Source organism: Blautia sp. MB18-30, from assembly GCF_023669475.1.
Taxonomy (GTDB): Bacteria; Bacillota; Clostridia; order Lachnospirales; family Lachnospiraceae; genus Blautia_A; species Blautia_A fusiformis.
Genome location: NZ_JAMOYY010000016.1, coordinates 48,169 through 62,981, shown reverse-complemented (window position 1 = coordinate 62,981; position 14,813 = coordinate 48,169). Strand labels below are relative to the sequence as shown.

Below are 14,813 nucleotides of genomic sequence, written 5' to 3'. Positions count from 1 at the left end.
ATGATCTTTTCCTTATTTTGTAATGGTCCAGTCTTCAATATTCCACATAACACCTACGGAATGATGTCCCAGAACACGTGTGGTATCCAGTCCGTCAAGTCCGGAAACGCCTACATAATCTCCCTGAAGATAAGCAACCAGAAGGATTCCAGGTGCCTTGGCATATGCCTTTTCGAATTCACTATATGCTTCTTTTCTGGCTTCCTCAGTCTCACCGTGACGGCCTTCCTCAAGATATTTATCCACATCTGCATTGGAATAATGCATGTTGTTTCCACTTGCGTCGGTTACAAAGTTTACATATGCCATATCCGGGTCAAACTGTGTTGCATAGCCGGCAAGAAATCCATTGTATCCTGCATCCCAGTCAAATTTGGTAACAAGCTTTACTTCCATTTCCACGCCAGCCTGCTTCAGCATATCAGACATGACATTGGCAATATCCACACGCTCTTCCTCGTAATCACGTACCTGGATGGTAAAGTGGAATTTCTGTCCGTTTCTCTCATAGATCCCATCATCACCTTTTTTCCATCCCAGCTCTTCCATCTTCTTTGCAAAGGTATCCAGATCATAGGAGTAGATATTGGCTTCCTTATCTGTTCCGAGAGGGTTTCTCTGGATCGGGCTGTAAGCTGCCTCTCCCTGTCCTGCAAGAACACCTGCAATAATGGAATCCTTATCCAGCGCATAATTCAGAACGCCGATGGAATCTCTGTTTTCCTTCCAGAAATCTGTGCTCATATCCATGGCCGCTCCACGGTAATCTGCTGTGGTGAACTCCCAGTAATTATATCCGTCCTTATCCTTGAACTGAGAAGCATAGTTGGAATTCAGCCATGCAAGATCCGCCTCACCGGACTGGAGCATGGTTGCCTTTGTAGTCTCATCCGATACTGTACGATATACAACGGTTTCAATATTCGGAACCTTTCCGTAATAATCTTCATTTCGTTTCAGTGTGATCATTCCGCCGGTAGCATCCCAGTCTTCAAATTTATAACGGCCTGTTCCCACCGGATTCTGGTTAAAGGATGTAGTATTTATGTCCTCCCCTTCCAGAAGATGCTCTGGAAGGATTCCCATGGTGAAGTAATCCAGCATGGCAGCATCATACTGATCCAGTGTAAAGATCACAGTCTGATCATCCGGTGCCTCAATACTTGTAATGTCCTGATAGTTGCTGGTGATGCTGGCTCCCAGGGTTTCATCCTCTGTAAGCTCCTTATAGGTGTATACAACATCCTCTGCATTGAAATCTTCTCCATCATGCCACTTAACACCATCTCGAAGCTTAAAAGTATAGGTATTGGTATCCTTGTCAAAGGTATAGCTCTCTGCAAGATCCTCTACCGGCTTTCCATTGGCATCATATTTCATCAGTCCTGAAAAAATAAGATCCGGAAGTTCATCATGGTTATTCAGAAGGGGATTGATCGTACTTTCTGACTCACCTGCATATACCAGAGTTTTGTTTTCTTCTGCCGCAGCTACGGTTACCGCACTGCCTGCAGTTGCTCCTGTACATGCTGCGGTCACTGTTGCCAGCGTTATCGCCGCATATTTTCTGCCATAGTTGATTCCTGTTCTCTTTTTCACTCTGTTTTCCTCATCTTTCCTTATTTTCAAACCGGTTATCCACACTTCGGAATGTTTTATCACGGTTTGCGTCCAAATATTTTTTCTGACTGCATCAGAGATTACTGTAATGATTATTTACCTCACTTCTCACAAAGCTTCCCATACTGGTAATGCACATTAAAGTAATGACCAGAAAAACTCCCGGGATCACGATCACCCACCAGGTATTCATGATCAGTGCTTTATTTGCCAGCGAGAGCATACTTCCCCAGGAAACTACATCTGCCGGAAGCCCAAGGCCAAGAAAGCTTAAAGTAGATTCCATGGTAATACAGCTGCTTATCGAAGAGATCACCACAAACATGATCGCCGAAACAAAATTCGGAATCAGATGGTGATACATCACATATCCAAAACTTCCTCCGCAGAGTCTTGCATACATCACATAATCACTGTTCCTTATCTGCCGCACTTCACTTCTTACAATACGTGCCAGTGCAAACCACCCGGTAATACCGATGATCACAGATATGCTGATCACATCATTGGCCTGAAGGACCGCAGACAGGATCAGGATCAGCAGAAGGGTCGGAATACTTCCGCACATTTCCGTAAACCGCATCAGAACCGAATCCACCTTTGGACCTGCTGTTCCGCTGATACATCCGTAGGTAACACCGATCACAGTAATGATCGCAGCTCCCAGAAGCCCGATCACCAGAGAAACCCGTCCGCCATACCAGATCAGTGAATAAATATCTCTTCCAAGCGAATCCGTTCCAAAGATAAATTCCTTTCCCGGCGGTGTATTCAGATTCTGGAGATAAAAACCTGAGGGATCATGATTTGCAACAACATTTGCAAATACACAGCCCAAAACGATCAGAAAAAGCAGGACCATGGAAAATACCGGTTTCCCCTTCAGCTTTTCCCGAAATGTTTTTTTTCGTTTTTCAGATCCTTGCTGCTTCCACCCGGCACCAACTACCTGAAAAAGCTCAGCTTCTGAAAGCTTCCGGTCAGCTACCATACCCTCACCTCCGAATCCTTCATTCTTGGATCGATCTCTTCATTGACAGTCTGTGCAACAAAGCTGCTTAAAAATACGATAAATCCCGTGATCAGCACATCGATCATCAGCAGGTTATAATCGTGATATTTAGCAGATTCCACTGCAAGATTTCCAATTCCCGCATAATTGAAAACAGCTTCCACAGTTACAGTCCCACCCGTTACATGGGGTACCGAAACTGCCATAATACTCACGATCGTCGGCATTACATTTCGAAGACAATGCTTCTTTTGGAAAGTCCCTTGGATCTGGCAAGAAGTACATAATCCTTCCGCACCTCATCCAGGAATTTGTTACGTATCATATATGCGTAATACCAGAGATGGCTGAAGATCATTACTACCAGCGGAAGGATCATATGCTTCATACGATTGCCGATACTATCTGCCATTCCCACATCATAGGCACCGCTGCTTGGAAACCATCCAAGATTTACACTGAAGATCAGGATCAGTACCACACCAAGCCAGAAAGCCGGCACATAATAGGCTGCTGTTCCGATCTTGCAGATCAGCCGGTCGATCCACTGATTCTCATGAAGCGTACAGAATATGGCGATCAGAACTGCCAGTATAAAGATCACAATATAAGCAATTCCTCCCAGCACCAGAGTATTTCCGATCAGCGGTCTGATCACATTCATAACCGGCTGCCTGTATTTCAGCGACAATCCGAAATCACCATGGACTACATTGGTAAACCACCTTACATACTGTACCCCGATCCCCTGATCCAGTCCTAGTCTCGCTCTGGCCGCAGCCACCTCATCGCTGGTCATCATTTCCAGGGAATCTCCGTAAAAGGACTGCAGGGGATCTCCCGGTGCCAGTCTCGCCAGCCAGAACACCACCACAGACAGCAGAAACATAACCACAGCAAGCAGAAGGATCCGCTTCAGGATCCGGATGACGAGTTTATTTTCTTTGTTCATAATTTTCCTTTCCCACTGCCCTTTACAGTTCAGACAGACATTCGCATTCCGCTCTGCTGCATGCTCATGAACACAAATCGTGGAGCGATTTGTGTTCATATTTCAAAAGCAGTTATGGCATCCAAAACCATAACTGCTTTTGAAAGGGTCGTGTTATTATTCGACAAAACATTTGTATGCACAAATAGGAGTGCGCGGAGGTTATGTGCATCACAGTGTTTTTATATTCAGCACGCGGAGTGTGCTGCTGATATTATTTTATCATTTAACAGCTTTCGGACAACCCCGGTACGGGGATATTGGACAGTCGGTTTTAGCATGGATGTGTATTCCATATAAAAAACGGGACTTTTCTGTATCAGGAACCTGTGTCCCGTGCAGAAAAATCCCGTCTGGTCTTTTGCTTTATTCTTTTATCACTTCCCGGAAATCTGAAGTCTTTCCTTCACGAATCCCAGAAAATCCTTTCCCTGTTCACTGAGCTCTTCACCTCTCCGGCAAATGCACCCGTAAACAAGTTTCTGGCCTTCTCCCGGAAATGTATATTTCACGGAGGAATATCCCGGATCACGGCCGGAAAGATCCGCACCACTGATATTACACAACTCTCCGGACCCAAGAAGACGTTCCACGATATAATCACTGTTTGTTACGACTACGGTCTCTGCCTCCACTGCGGAATGACCGTTTTCCTCTACAAGGTTCCGGTAATTATCCGGGGAAAATTCATCGGGAAATCTCTGGATCAGCCTGAGCTGGGACATATTAAAATCTCCCTCATCTGCTGTATCTGCTTTCCTTTTCCCGGTATAAATATTTACCTCGGTTTCCGTCAGCAGCTCAAATTCCAGGTAATTCCGGGAAAGAAAATACTGGAACGCTGCCAGCTGATTCTGCATCACATAGGCGAATCCCATATCATCCTGTCTGGCTTTCACACGTTTTATGATCTCATGGGTATCTGCTGCGTAAACCTGATAATGAAGATCATCGCACTTATGTGCTTCATAATACGTTACGAAGGTATCCGCAAACCAGGAGCTGGGATGAAAGCATACACACAGGTTGCTTTTTGCAAGTGGCTGTGCCTGCATTTCCAGTTCATCTATATTTTCCAGGATCCTCTGCACATGGATATATGCACGCTCTCCTTCCGGTGTCAGCTCTATGCCCTTTGCATGACGGACAAACAGCTGGGTACGCATATCATCTTCCATGGAACGGATTACCTTGCTTACATTTGACTGCGTGGTAAAAAGCAGCTCTGCAGCCTGGCTGAAGGAGCCTGTTTTGGCACAGGCCGCAAAATACTGGATCTGTTTTATATTGAGCATGATCCTACCTCGGTTTCTTCGCAAAGATCAAAAACATCGGGGTCGGATTATAAAACTCGTCTTTTTCTGTATAAATACGTTTGCTGATACCAAGATCAAAGGAAAATTCTTCCACACCTATACGGCTCAGCGTTTCCAGATCCCATGCCGGACGCAGAAAAGAACTGATGGGCAGCTGCCGCTTGATATCCTCGCATTCCTGCATCAGCTCATCCTGGATCTGATGATGGGCATGATTCTCCGGAAGATCCGCAGTGTCCGCAAAGTCTGCTGCTCCGTAGTTTGCATCCAGATTGAGCATCACTCCGCCTGGTTTCAGCACGCGGAACCATTCCTGATAAGCGTGTTCTGCATCCGGCAGTGTCCAGGTAAGGTTTCGGGATACGATCACGTCAAATTCCTCATCCGGGAAATCCGGAGCTTCTGCATCCATCACCATAAACCGGCAGTTTGCTTTTTCTTCCTCCGCCAGCTCCTTTGCATGAGTGATCATATCCGGCGTCAGATCGATCCCGGTTACCTGATGGCCCTCCTTTGCAAGAAGAATGGTAAAAAATCCGGTTCCGCAGCCTACATCCAGGATCCGGAGATTCTTTTTCTCAGGCAGATACTTCTTAAGCTCAGTCATCCAGCGGCCTGCAAGTGCACTGTGAAGCTCTGCTCTTCTCTGTTCCAGAAAGCTGTCGCTGCGCCTGGTCCAGTACTGGGCGATCCTTGTTTTCCGCTCGTCTTTTTCTCTTACGATATTTCCGTAGGTGATCACAGGGCCGCCTTCCACAACCTGAAGACTGGATACCTGATAAAGGATCACACCATCCATGTCTGCACGACAGATTTCCTGTACATTTCCCTCATAATCACGGATCTCGCCAAGATACTCATCCTGATGAACAATATCGCCTGGTTTCTTCACCGGGTACCAGAGACCGTTGACACTGGCGCACTGATAACGCACATCATCCATTTTCAGCGGATAGTACGTACTGTGGGAACGGATTCCGTTATAGGCTCCGATGCTGCAGAGGATATTTCTTACATCTCTTCGCATGGAATCCACTTCCTCCCGTTCCCAGGTTCCCATACAGCCGCGTTCCAGAAGGACCGCCGGAATATGGAAGGTACTTGCCGCATAATTGTAGGCGCCGCCTGTACTCACATTTGACTGTACCATATATGGGACATCAACCTGCTCTGCCATTTTTCGGGAAGCTTCCACGATCTCTGGCTTTGCCACGCCTGCAAAATATACATACGGAGTCAGCTCCTCATAATCATCACCGCCGTGAAGATCGATATAATAATCTGCCTTCCGGATCAGGGATTCTGTGATGGCCGCTGCCAGTCGTTCCATTTTTGTGCCATCTTTTCTGCCAGGGAAAACACGGTTCAGATTTTTTCCGTCTTCCCAGCTGATGCTGCCTGCACGCTTCTCAAAGTCTTCCCGGTTCAGTACCTTTACCAGAACCAGCTGGCCCTTTACCTTTTCCGGTTTCAGCCGCTTCGACAGCTCGATCAGAGTCTGGATCCCTACATACTCTCCTGCATGAAGACCTGCTGTGACGAGAACGGTTTTTCCAGGATCTTTTCCACGGATGATGGTTGCAGGAAGGACAAATTCTCCATCTCCGAGCTCAAGAAAGCCTTCTGTTTTTTCTCCTGCCGCAACCGGAAGATTCAGGAAATGATCCGGCTTTACACCAGTTACCATAAACATTGGTGTGGACTGATAATTTAATCTCTCCTCCTCACTCCAGACCGTTTTCCATATTTCTGTGTCTGTGCGAATCCCAAGAAGTCCTGCTTCTCTGAGAGTTTTTACATCCCACTGGGGACGACTGATCTTTGACAGCGGTACCTGGAGGGCAATCCGCTCCATGCGCTCAATATCCGTACAGAGATAGTGATCATCCAGGCTGTTGTTTTCCACATTTTTCCGGTCGTTTTCGTAGGCCTTACGCTGCTCTTCCTCATAAAGATAACCGTACCAGTTGGCATCAAAATTCAGAAGTCTTCCTCCTACCTTCAGTACACGGACCCACTCTCTGTAAGCAACATCAGGATGCTCCAGATTCCAGGTAAGATTTCGGGAAATGACCACGTCAAAGGTATTATCCTCAAAATCCAGCTTCTGTGCATCCATCCTCAAAAAGCGGATATTCCGGCAAAGGTCTCCTGCATTTTCCTTTGCCTTTTCCAGCATTCCTTCCGTATAATCCACTGCATCTACATGATATCCGGCTTCTGCCAGGATCACAGGAAAAAATCCGGGGCCTGTTCCGATATCCAGGATACGGATCTCTTCCTTGGGTTTGTCCGGAAACTGACTGGTCAGCACCTTAAGCCATGCGTTTTTCTGCGTTCCTGCAAGCTCTTTATGATTCACTTCGGAGTACCCTTCTGTACGGGTGCTCCAGTAAGATTCGATTTCATCGAGAAGTTTTTCCACGTTGATTCCTCCGCACTTTTCTATTCACGTGAGGGAGATCAGGTCCCTCACAGGTCACGTTTAATGTACCAAATTGTCAGGGTATTAACAAGCCCCTGGGGGGGATTCCCAAAATTGCTCTGCTGATAAAATTCCCAAATGCCACACACTGCTTCTGTACTCCTGTCCACCTTGTAATTCTCCGAATGCTGTGGTATCATCCTGGCTGTAGTAATTCAGTAATATAACCGAAATTGAAAGGATGGTTCATATACAAATGACAACACAGGAACTGGCCTATGAAGTTATCAGCCGTTTAAAAAAGGAATATCCGGATGCAGACTGTACACTGGATTATGATGATGCCTGGAAGCTTCTTGTAAGTGTCCGTCTGGCAGCTCAGTGCACCGATGCCCGGGTCAATGTAGTTGTTCAGGATCTCTATGCAAAATACCCAGATGTGGCAGCCCTGGCAGCAGCAGAGCCGGAAGCGATCGAAGCCATTGTACGTCCCTGCGGCCTTGGAAAAAGCAAAGCCCGGGACATCAGCGCCTGTATGCGCATTCTCCACGAACAGTATCACGACAAGGTGCCGGAAGACTTTAACGCGCTTCTGAAACTTCCCGGTGTGGGCCGAAAAAGCGCAAACCTAATCATGGGTGACGTATTCGGCAAGCCCGCCATTGTAACAGATACTCACTGTATCCGCCTTTCCAACCGCATCGGCCTTGTCCATGACATGAAGGATCCAAAAAAGGTGGAAATGGCTCTCTGGAAGATCATCCCTCCGGAAGAAGGCAATGATCTCTGCCACCGTCTTGTCAATCATGGAAGAGAAGTCTGTACAGCGCGGACAAAGCCTTACTGTGACCGCTGCTGTCTCAATGATATCTGCGAAAAAAATGGGATCTGAATGTATGCAGTTCAATAAACCTTCAGACCCCGGAAAGGAAAAACATAATGAATTTCAAAAAACTGGAAAATAATCTCCTGGATATGATCCAGGAACAACAGGTAAAGATCGGATACATGAGCGGAGTTACCCGTTTTTATTATCCGCTGCAGTCTCTGAACCGCCTTCTTGGCACAGAGCTTACGGAAGAAGAAATGCAGCATGCAATGGAAGAATTCTCAGATCATGCCTGTGACCGTCTTGGAAAAGTAACGGCTTCTTCCAAAAACGGGCGTTTCTGCATCACCCTGCCGCCTCAGGCCTCGGACTACGTTCACGAAAACCGGAAGCCGAGTGAATTTCTGGTACGCTTTATAGGCACGGTTGCCCGTCATGGCTGTACTCTGGATGAAGTGATGGACGTTTTTCATGCTTATTCCGACCATGTACACATGGAAAAAACAACCGGAACCGGATTTGATTATCTTGTATATTTCGAAGACGGGATTCCGGATGACTACCGGTATTGTCTGTCCCTGGAGGGTGAGCATATGATCTATCATAAGTTCACACCTGAGGACTATGAGGACTTCGGATTCTGATCTCCGAACACCGGGCAAGTTTTCCCCTCTGCTTATTGCTTTTCGCAGCTCTGCAGGGAACTTCCTTTATTTGCTAAACAACCGCCGGTCTGCAGACAGATCTTCAAAAAGTCCTCTGCAGATCGACGGTTGTTTTTATTTTCTATGCACGGAATTTCTTCTGCATCTCCCGCACCATATCTTTCCTCTTAAACAGGAACAGCCATACCAGCATCAGAAAGCTGACGCATATACAGATCAGCGACGGATACAGCACCGTTACCACACCGGCAGCCAGCAGGATCACAGGGATCACTCCTCCGAAAGCTCCTGCTTCCAGAAGATAGATCATATATTCCGCCACCTCCAGCTTCTGTACCGCAGTGATCACCCACATGGAGCAGATCACAGCAAGCGAAGCCAGAGGAAGCAGATAATCCACAGACCAGCCACGCCAACCGGTAAACACATCCCAAAGCACTCCTGCAACAGCTGCGATCACCAGCTGCCACATCTCATTCTTCAGAAGATTCCGCCGCTTCACATAAGCCACTGAAACCATCAGCCAGGTGCAGAACGCCCCTGCAGTCACAAACCAGGCCCAGCCTATATGACTATCCAGCAGATAATCGATCAGATTACATACCACAGCCAGCACAATACACAGAAATGTAAAGCTCTCAAAAAGCTTCATCTGCTGTTTCTGCTCCTCTTTTTGTCCCGGAAGATCATTCTCCCGAATTTTACAGGATACCTGCTCATTTTTCAGTCTCTCCACAAAATTCCGCTCAATATTTCCATTGGGGATCTTGGACGTAAAGCTTAAAACCATCTCATCTCCAAAAGAACAGGAACACAGCTGCAGACTGTCCGTGCTTGCAAAAAGTCCGAATCTCTGAATATATTTCCGATATTCCTCCGGCATCCGGATGATCCCCACATTGGAATAGATCGCCGTGATAGACCTCCCTCCGAGAGTTGTCCCGGCAAGAAGGAACGGGGTTTTGATCTCCAGTGGTACCAGACGCAGGATCGGATTTTTCTCCAGGCTTACCAAATCATTCAGCTTTGCTTCGATCACGTCCTTACTCAGTTCCTTTGCAAACTGCTCCTTTACGGAGCTCAGAATATCCTCAAAGGCTGTATCAGGCTGAAAATAACAGCTGATCTCGATCCATCCGAAAAAATTTGCCATAGACCGGGACGGAAAATAATTTCTCAAATTTACCGGGATCATCAGACCAATGGGCTTTTTCGCCTGATTCTGAGGTACTTCTTCATGGATCGCCCAGATAAGTGCTGCCGTAAGGAAAACCGTGATCGATACACCGGCCGCTTTTGCACGGGCGTGGATCTCTTTTACCGGAACACAGACTTCCGTGATATTCATATCCTCCTGCCTGAGCTTCTCGCCTTTTAACTGGAAAGCAGGCTTCTTGGACTCTCTCTTTCTTGGCGCATCGGAGGAATAATACTGGGAAAAGCTGTCCTCCTCCATATCCCTGCCCGTAATGTTTTCATCCGAAAAAAGCTCCGGAAGCTCTGCGGATGGGTGCGTCTCCTGAAGATAATTTTTCACCAGCTCCATCAGAAAATGCATGGCTCCCGTTCCATCCGTCAGCGCATGAAATACCTCGAAATTAATCCTGTTCTTATAATAGCTCACCCGAAAAAGAAGCGTTTTTTTGTCCGGAATATAAAGTCCGCTGCAGGGTGCACCTGCTTCTTTCTTTACCACTGCCGGAATATCACGTCTCTCCAGATAAAACCAGAACAGTCCCTTTCTTAAAACTGCACGGAAAAGAGGATATTTTTCCAGTGTCCTCTCCAGGGCTTCCTGCAGGTTTTCTTCTTTTATCTCTTCTTTCAGTTCACAGTAAAAACGAAATACCCTGGTGTCATTCTTTCCTGTCACCGCCGGGAACGCCAGCGCCGCATTGTCAAGTTTTCTCCACTGTGCATATTCGTTCTTCATGATGCTTTCCTTCTTCCTGTTCCTCTGTTTCCAGAAAACGATTTACATATGCAAAGCTCTCCTGCACATGCAGAAATTTGATCCCCAGTGCAAAATACCCGTGAAACGCACCTGCGATCCTGTGCACTTCCACACGATTTCCCGCTTCCTTCAGTTTTTCACCAAATGCCTCACCTTCATCCCGAAGAGGATCGAACTCAGCGGTAAGTATCAGTGTATCCGGCATATTTCGAAAATTCTTCTCCAGGATCGGCGCAAAATAGGGATTCCTCCTGTCTTCCGGACAACTCTCATAGAATTTCAGATAATCTTCCATCTTCTCCGCTGTGAGAAGATAACCGGTTCCATTTGTTTTTACGGATTCAAAAGGAGAGTCTTCCGTATAACAGTTGTTCAGTGCCGGATAAATAAGGATCTGTTTTTTGGGAAAAAAATCTCCGCGGTCTCTGGCCATCATACATACAGCCGCTGCCAGATTTCCGCCTGCACTATCTCCCATAATGGTGATACGATCCGGATCCGTATTCAGAAGAAAACGATTGGTGTAAAAAGTCTTCGCAGCTGCATAACAATCCATCAGTCCCACCGGGAAACGGTATTCCGGTGCCAGCCTGTATTCAACAGACGCCACGATCTGACCGGTAGACTGTGCCATTCTGGCACAAACCCGCTGATAATTCTCTACACTTTCCGTAACCCAGCCACCGCCATGGAAAAACAGGATCACCGGTGGTTTTTTTCCGGAGGCGGCACCGTTTTCCATGTCCTCTTCTGTTGGAAAAAACAGACGGATCGGCACTTTATAGTCTCCGTTATAAACTTCCGCATCCAGTGTCCTGTAAAAGATCCTCATAGGATCCATCTTCTTAAGATCTGCCAGCTTTCTGGAAGCCTCCACTTCGATCCCGCCATAGGAAAGAGCATGGAGCACTGTCCGCACGGCACGTGGCATAGCCGCTTCTCTCCCGGTCGGAATGCCCGGAACTATGACTGGGCGGCTTCTTCTGTTTTCTTTTCTTGTATAGATATATTTTGTTTCTGTTTCGTATCTTCCAGGAATGCAGACTTGTTTCACGCAGGTACGCCTGTAGGCAATCCTCTTCAGGATCTCATGATCTGTACGGATGATCACTTCCGTTCCCTTATAGCCCCGGATATAATATCTGTTTTCTTTCTTTTTTATACGTGGTTGTCTCAATCGCAGTAAATATTTTTTGATTACTTTTTCCTCCGTGGATTTTTCCTTTATTTTCACCTATGATAGCATCCGCAGTCTATGAGTACAAGTCATAGTAAAAAATATACTGCTGCATGATCCCACGCATTCCTCTGTATCTGCGGTTGGGAAATCCTCTTTTGTAATGCACGTCCATGACCTGACGGATGTGGGTATCTATGGGAAAAGCATCCATATGATGCAGTGCAAACAGGCAGATACATTCAGCTACCTTTTCTCCCACACCACAGAGCTTCATCAGCTCCTTCTTTGCCTGAGGGTAACGCATATCATAGATTTTTTCCAGGGAGATCTGACCGGATGCAATGGTCCTGGCCGTTACTGCGATATATTTTGCCCGGTATCCCAGGCCGCATCCTCTTAACTCCTCTTCCGTTGCCTGACTCAGCGCCTCTACAGTCGGAAAAGCGTAGTATTCCACACCTGCAGATGAATTTTTTCGCTCTCCGTACTTCCGGCAGATGGTTTCGATACATTTGCGGATACGCTTGATATTGTTCTGCTGAGATATCAGAAACGTAACGATCATTTCCCAGAGATCCTGTCTTAATATCCGTATCCCGTCTCCTGCCTTTATTGCGGCACCCAGATATTTATCCCGTGGATTAGCAGCATTCATGTAAGCTTCATAATCCGTATCCAGATCAAAATAAAGCACCCAGTAACAGATAAATTCCTCCTGAGAGCAGCAGAAATCCACCACTCCGTCTTTCTGATACATTTCCAGATACTGGTCTCCCGCCACCATGGAAAAATGTCCGTCTCCAAGCTTTCTCATCCGGAAGCACTGTCCGGAATCGCATATTTTATCAAGGCTGAAATGTTCCAGCTCTACTGTGATCATGTCTGTTCCTCTCGTAAATATTTTTCCTTATATAATATTCTGTATTCTCTTGGTGTCATCCGGTACCGTTCCCGGAATACCCGGTTAAAAGTCCTCTGACTTTCAAATCCCGGGATCTGCACATACGCCTGTTCCACTGCAAGATTATCATCCTTCTCCTTGCGGTTTGCCCTGAGACACCGTACCGCATTTACAATATCCGGATGCACCTGCTCCTTTTTTATAACCGGGTCTTCCGGACAGCTGTTCTGAATGATATCCGCAAACTGACCAGTCAATACCGGCTTTGCCCAGAGATAGACTGCTTTGTTTTCTCCCGTAGAGAACACCTGATAGTGATGGATCACATCCGGAAAGATCACTGCAAAATCTCCCTCTTCCATATGATAAAGCTCCTGTCCCATACCAAGCTCCAGAGTTCCCTCTGTGATATAGATAAACTCTATGGAGTTATGAAGATGGGGTGAAGCATGGGCTGAGGTCCGCAGATGAATATGGAGATTCTTCTTTTTTTCTTCGTATACTGGAAACATGGATTTTTCTCTCCGCAATATTTGACTACTTTTTCTGTGTTTTTGGCACGTAATATTTCCGAGAGTTTATTATAATGCATTTGTAAGTTAAAGAAAAGAGGAGGAAAATAAAATGAAAAAAATCATAGAATTTATCAAATATGCGATCAAATGCTACGTGGAGATCAATGCAAGAAATCCATATTTCCGCTAAGAAGATCCTCAATAATATCTGAGGTCACGGATATTTTGTGTGGATCATGCGCATGAAAAAAACTGAATAAAAGTCAATAAATGACTTGTGCGAAAATAATATCACCTGGCATCATGAAGTATCTCCAAAGCCCGTTTATATCTTCCATGCAGCCGTGATATCTGTTCAGCAGACATATTTTCGCAGTCAGAAAGACGTGTTACATCAGAATTGTGGAGCAGATCAGCCTGCTTCACTTTTTTTGCGATCGGATTCTTCCGGAGCTTCCGGATATAATCGAAATAATTCATATTCTTATCTCTTGTAAGACAACGTAAGGCCTCCACAACCTCTTCCGGAAATTCTCCGGTAAGATCCTCAAATGTGATCTCTGTATCTTCTATCACATCGTGCAGAAGTGCCGTACATACACTGAGTTCATCATCCATCTGCTCCGCTACGTGAAATGGATGAAAGATATAAGGTGTCCCGCTTCGATCTGTCTGTCCATGATGTGCCTCGTACGCCACCTTCATAGCTTTTTTCGTCAAAGCTGTATAAATCATAGCTGTGCCTCCCGTCAGGTCTTTCGAACCCCCGTTCATACTCTGTATTACACAGTATAGCATCTATATTTCCTACATACAAGGATAAAAAGTTTTATATATCTATCATTTTTACTTATATACGACAATTTTCTGATTATAGCATCCCAAAAACTCTGCTGTTCTTATTTAGATCTTTCATTGGATCATGAACTCGCTTGCCCTCATTCTGAAATTGGTATATACTTACCTTGGTCAGGTAAAACTATCCATATTCGTAGTATTACACGGATCACTTCATTTTAAAAAAGAAAGGAATCTTACCTATGAAATTTATATATCCCGCAGTTTTCCGTCCCACAGAGGATAAAAAATACAATGCTTTTTTCCCGGATCTTGCCTGCTGTGAAGCCAACGGTGACACGCTGGATGATGCCATCGAAAATGCCAATGCAGCTGCATACGACTGGATCTACACAGAGCTTATGGAATTTGAGGGAAAGCTTCCTCCGGTTTCCGATGAGAGCGATCTGGAACTTCAGGAAGGAGACGTTGTCCGCAATATCTCTGTAAATATCCGCTTCCAGGATGGCTGGGACGAATAAACTCTCGTATCACAAAAACAAAGGCGACATTTAATATCATTTTCAATAAATGTCCGTGTCGAAAATGCCTGTTATGCAAAAAGCAT

The 14,813-nt window shown here is 45.9% G+C and carries 12 protein-coding genes and 1 pseudogene; 3 read left to right on the top strand and 10 right to left on the bottom strand.

The features are described from left to right. Positions 1-12 precede the first annotated feature (12 nt). The 5 genes and pseudogenes from NCY57_RS09410 to NCY57_RS09390 form a co-directional block, all read right to left on the bottom strand. Entirely contained in the window at positions 13-1,599 is a 1,587-nt protein-coding gene (locus NCY57_RS09410) for an ABC transporter substrate-binding protein (RefSeq protein WP_250789617.1), read from the bottom strand. Between the two features lie 94 nt (positions 1,600-1,693). Then, positions 1,694-2,611, bottom strand: coding sequence for an ABC transporter permease (locus tag NCY57_RS09405; RefSeq protein WP_118368493.1), 918 nt, complete (start codon positions 2,609-2,611; stop codon positions 1,694-1,696). Beyond that, a pseudogene (locus tag NCY57_RS09400) lies at positions 2,605-3,521 on the bottom strand (ABC transporter permease). Before NCY57_RS09400 ends, NCY57_RS09405 begins: the two are co-directional and overlap by 7 nt. A 479-nt stretch (positions 3,522-4,000) precedes the next feature. Next, a complete protein-coding gene (locus NCY57_RS09395; RefSeq protein WP_092071725.1) occupies positions 4,001-4,918 on the bottom strand; it encodes a LysR family transcriptional regulator in 918 nt (305 codons plus the stop codon). A gap of 4 nt (positions 4,919-4,922) precedes the next feature. Next, on the bottom strand, positions 4,923-7,364 hold the full coding sequence (locus NCY57_RS09390; RefSeq protein ID WP_173739369.1) for a methyltransferase domain-containing protein: 2,442 nt from the start codon (positions 7,362-7,364) through the stop codon (positions 4,923-4,925). Positions 7,365-7,620: 256 nt separating this feature from the next. On the opposite strand from NCY57_RS09390, the gene NCY57_RS09385 reads away from it, so the two are divergent. Then, positions 7,621-8,256, top strand: a complete 636-nt coding sequence (locus NCY57_RS09385) for an endonuclease III domain-containing protein (RefSeq protein WP_022427162.1) — start codon at positions 7,621-7,623, stop codon at positions 8,254-8,256. A gap of 47 nt (positions 8,257-8,303) precedes the next feature. After that, positions 8,304-8,837 carry a DUF3877 family protein gene (locus NCY57_RS09380; RefSeq protein ID WP_161209162.1) on the top strand — a complete coding sequence of 178 codons (534 nt, stop codon included), beginning with the start codon at positions 8,304-8,306 and terminating at the stop codon, positions 8,835-8,837. 142 nt (positions 8,838-8,979) lie between these two features. On the opposite strand, the gene NCY57_RS09375 is transcribed toward NCY57_RS09380, so the two are convergent. From NCY57_RS09375 to NCY57_RS09355, 5 genes are all read right to left on the bottom strand, one after another. Continuing rightward, a complete protein-coding gene (locus NCY57_RS09375; protein WP_059086220.1) occupies positions 8,980-10,791 on the bottom strand; it encodes a DUF6320 domain-containing protein in 1,812 nt (603 codons plus the stop codon). Beyond that, the gene (locus tag NCY57_RS09370) at positions 10,757-12,046 is read right to left on the bottom strand and encodes an alpha/beta hydrolase (RefSeq protein WP_330383264.1); all 1,290 of its coding nucleotides are present in this window, start codon (positions 12,044-12,046) and stop codon (positions 10,757-10,759) included. Before NCY57_RS09370 ends, NCY57_RS09375 begins: the two co-directional genes overlap by 35 nt. A gap of 19 nt (positions 12,047-12,065) precedes the next feature. Beyond that, positions 12,066-12,872, bottom strand: a complete 807-nt coding sequence (locus NCY57_RS09365) for a DNA-3-methyladenine glycosylase family protein (protein WP_021652785.1) — start codon at positions 12,870-12,872, stop codon at positions 12,066-12,068. Then, on the bottom strand, positions 12,869-13,405 hold the full coding sequence (locus NCY57_RS09360) for an AraC family transcriptional regulator (RefSeq protein WP_147603203.1): 537 nt from the start codon (positions 13,403-13,405) through the stop codon (positions 12,869-12,871). The genes NCY57_RS09365 and NCY57_RS09360 overlap by 4 nt, the downstream gene beginning before the upstream one ends. A gap of 294 nt (positions 13,406-13,699) precedes the next feature. Further along, on the bottom strand, positions 13,700-14,143 hold the full coding sequence (locus NCY57_RS09355) for an HD domain-containing protein (protein WP_114001518.1): 444 nt from the start codon (positions 14,141-14,143) through the stop codon (positions 13,700-13,702). A gap of 305 nt (positions 14,144-14,448) precedes the next feature. Between NCY57_RS09355 and NCY57_RS09350 the strand changes: the two genes are divergently transcribed. Then, on the top strand, positions 14,449-14,727 hold the full coding sequence (locus NCY57_RS09350; protein WP_015525547.1) for a type II toxin-antitoxin system HicB family antitoxin: 279 nt from the start codon (positions 14,449-14,451) through the stop codon (positions 14,725-14,727). Positions 14,728-14,813 lie beyond the last annotated feature (86 nt).

Excerpts from the sequence above, each read along its gene's own strand:
- NCY57_RS09405 (WP_118368493.1), bottom strand. The coding sequence starts at position 2,611 with ATGGTAGCTGACCGGAAGCTTTCAGAAGCTGAGCTTTTTCAGGTAGTT.
- NCY57_RS09395 (WP_092071725.1), bottom strand. The coding sequence starts at position 4,918 with ATGCTCAATATAAAACAGATCCAGTATTTTGCGGCCTGTGCCAAAACA.
- NCY57_RS09385 (WP_022427162.1), top strand. The coding sequence starts at position 7,621 with ATGACAACACAGGAACTGGCCTATGAAGTTATCAGCCGTTTAAAAAAG.
- NCY57_RS09380 (WP_161209162.1), top strand. The coding sequence starts at position 8,304 with ATGAATTTCAAAAAACTGGAAAATAATCTCCTGGATATGATCCAGGAA.
- NCY57_RS09375 (WP_059086220.1), bottom strand. The coding sequence starts at position 10,791 with ATGAAGAACGAATATGCACAGTGGAGAAAACTTGACAATGCGGCGCTG.
- NCY57_RS09365 (WP_021652785.1), bottom strand. The coding sequence starts at position 12,872 with ATGATCACAGTAGAGCTGGAACATTTCAGCCTTGATAAAATATGCGAT.
- NCY57_RS09360 (WP_147603203.1), bottom strand. The coding sequence starts at position 13,405 with ATGTTTCCAGTATACGAAGAAAAAAAGAAGAATCTCCATATTCATCTG.
- NCY57_RS09355 (WP_114001518.1), bottom strand. The coding sequence starts at position 14,143 with ATGATTTATACAGCTTTGACGAAAAAAGCTATGAAGGTGGCGTACGAG.
- NCY57_RS09350 (WP_015525547.1), top strand. The coding sequence starts at position 14,449 with ATGAAATTTATATATCCCGCAGTTTTCCGTCCCACAGAGGATAAAAAA.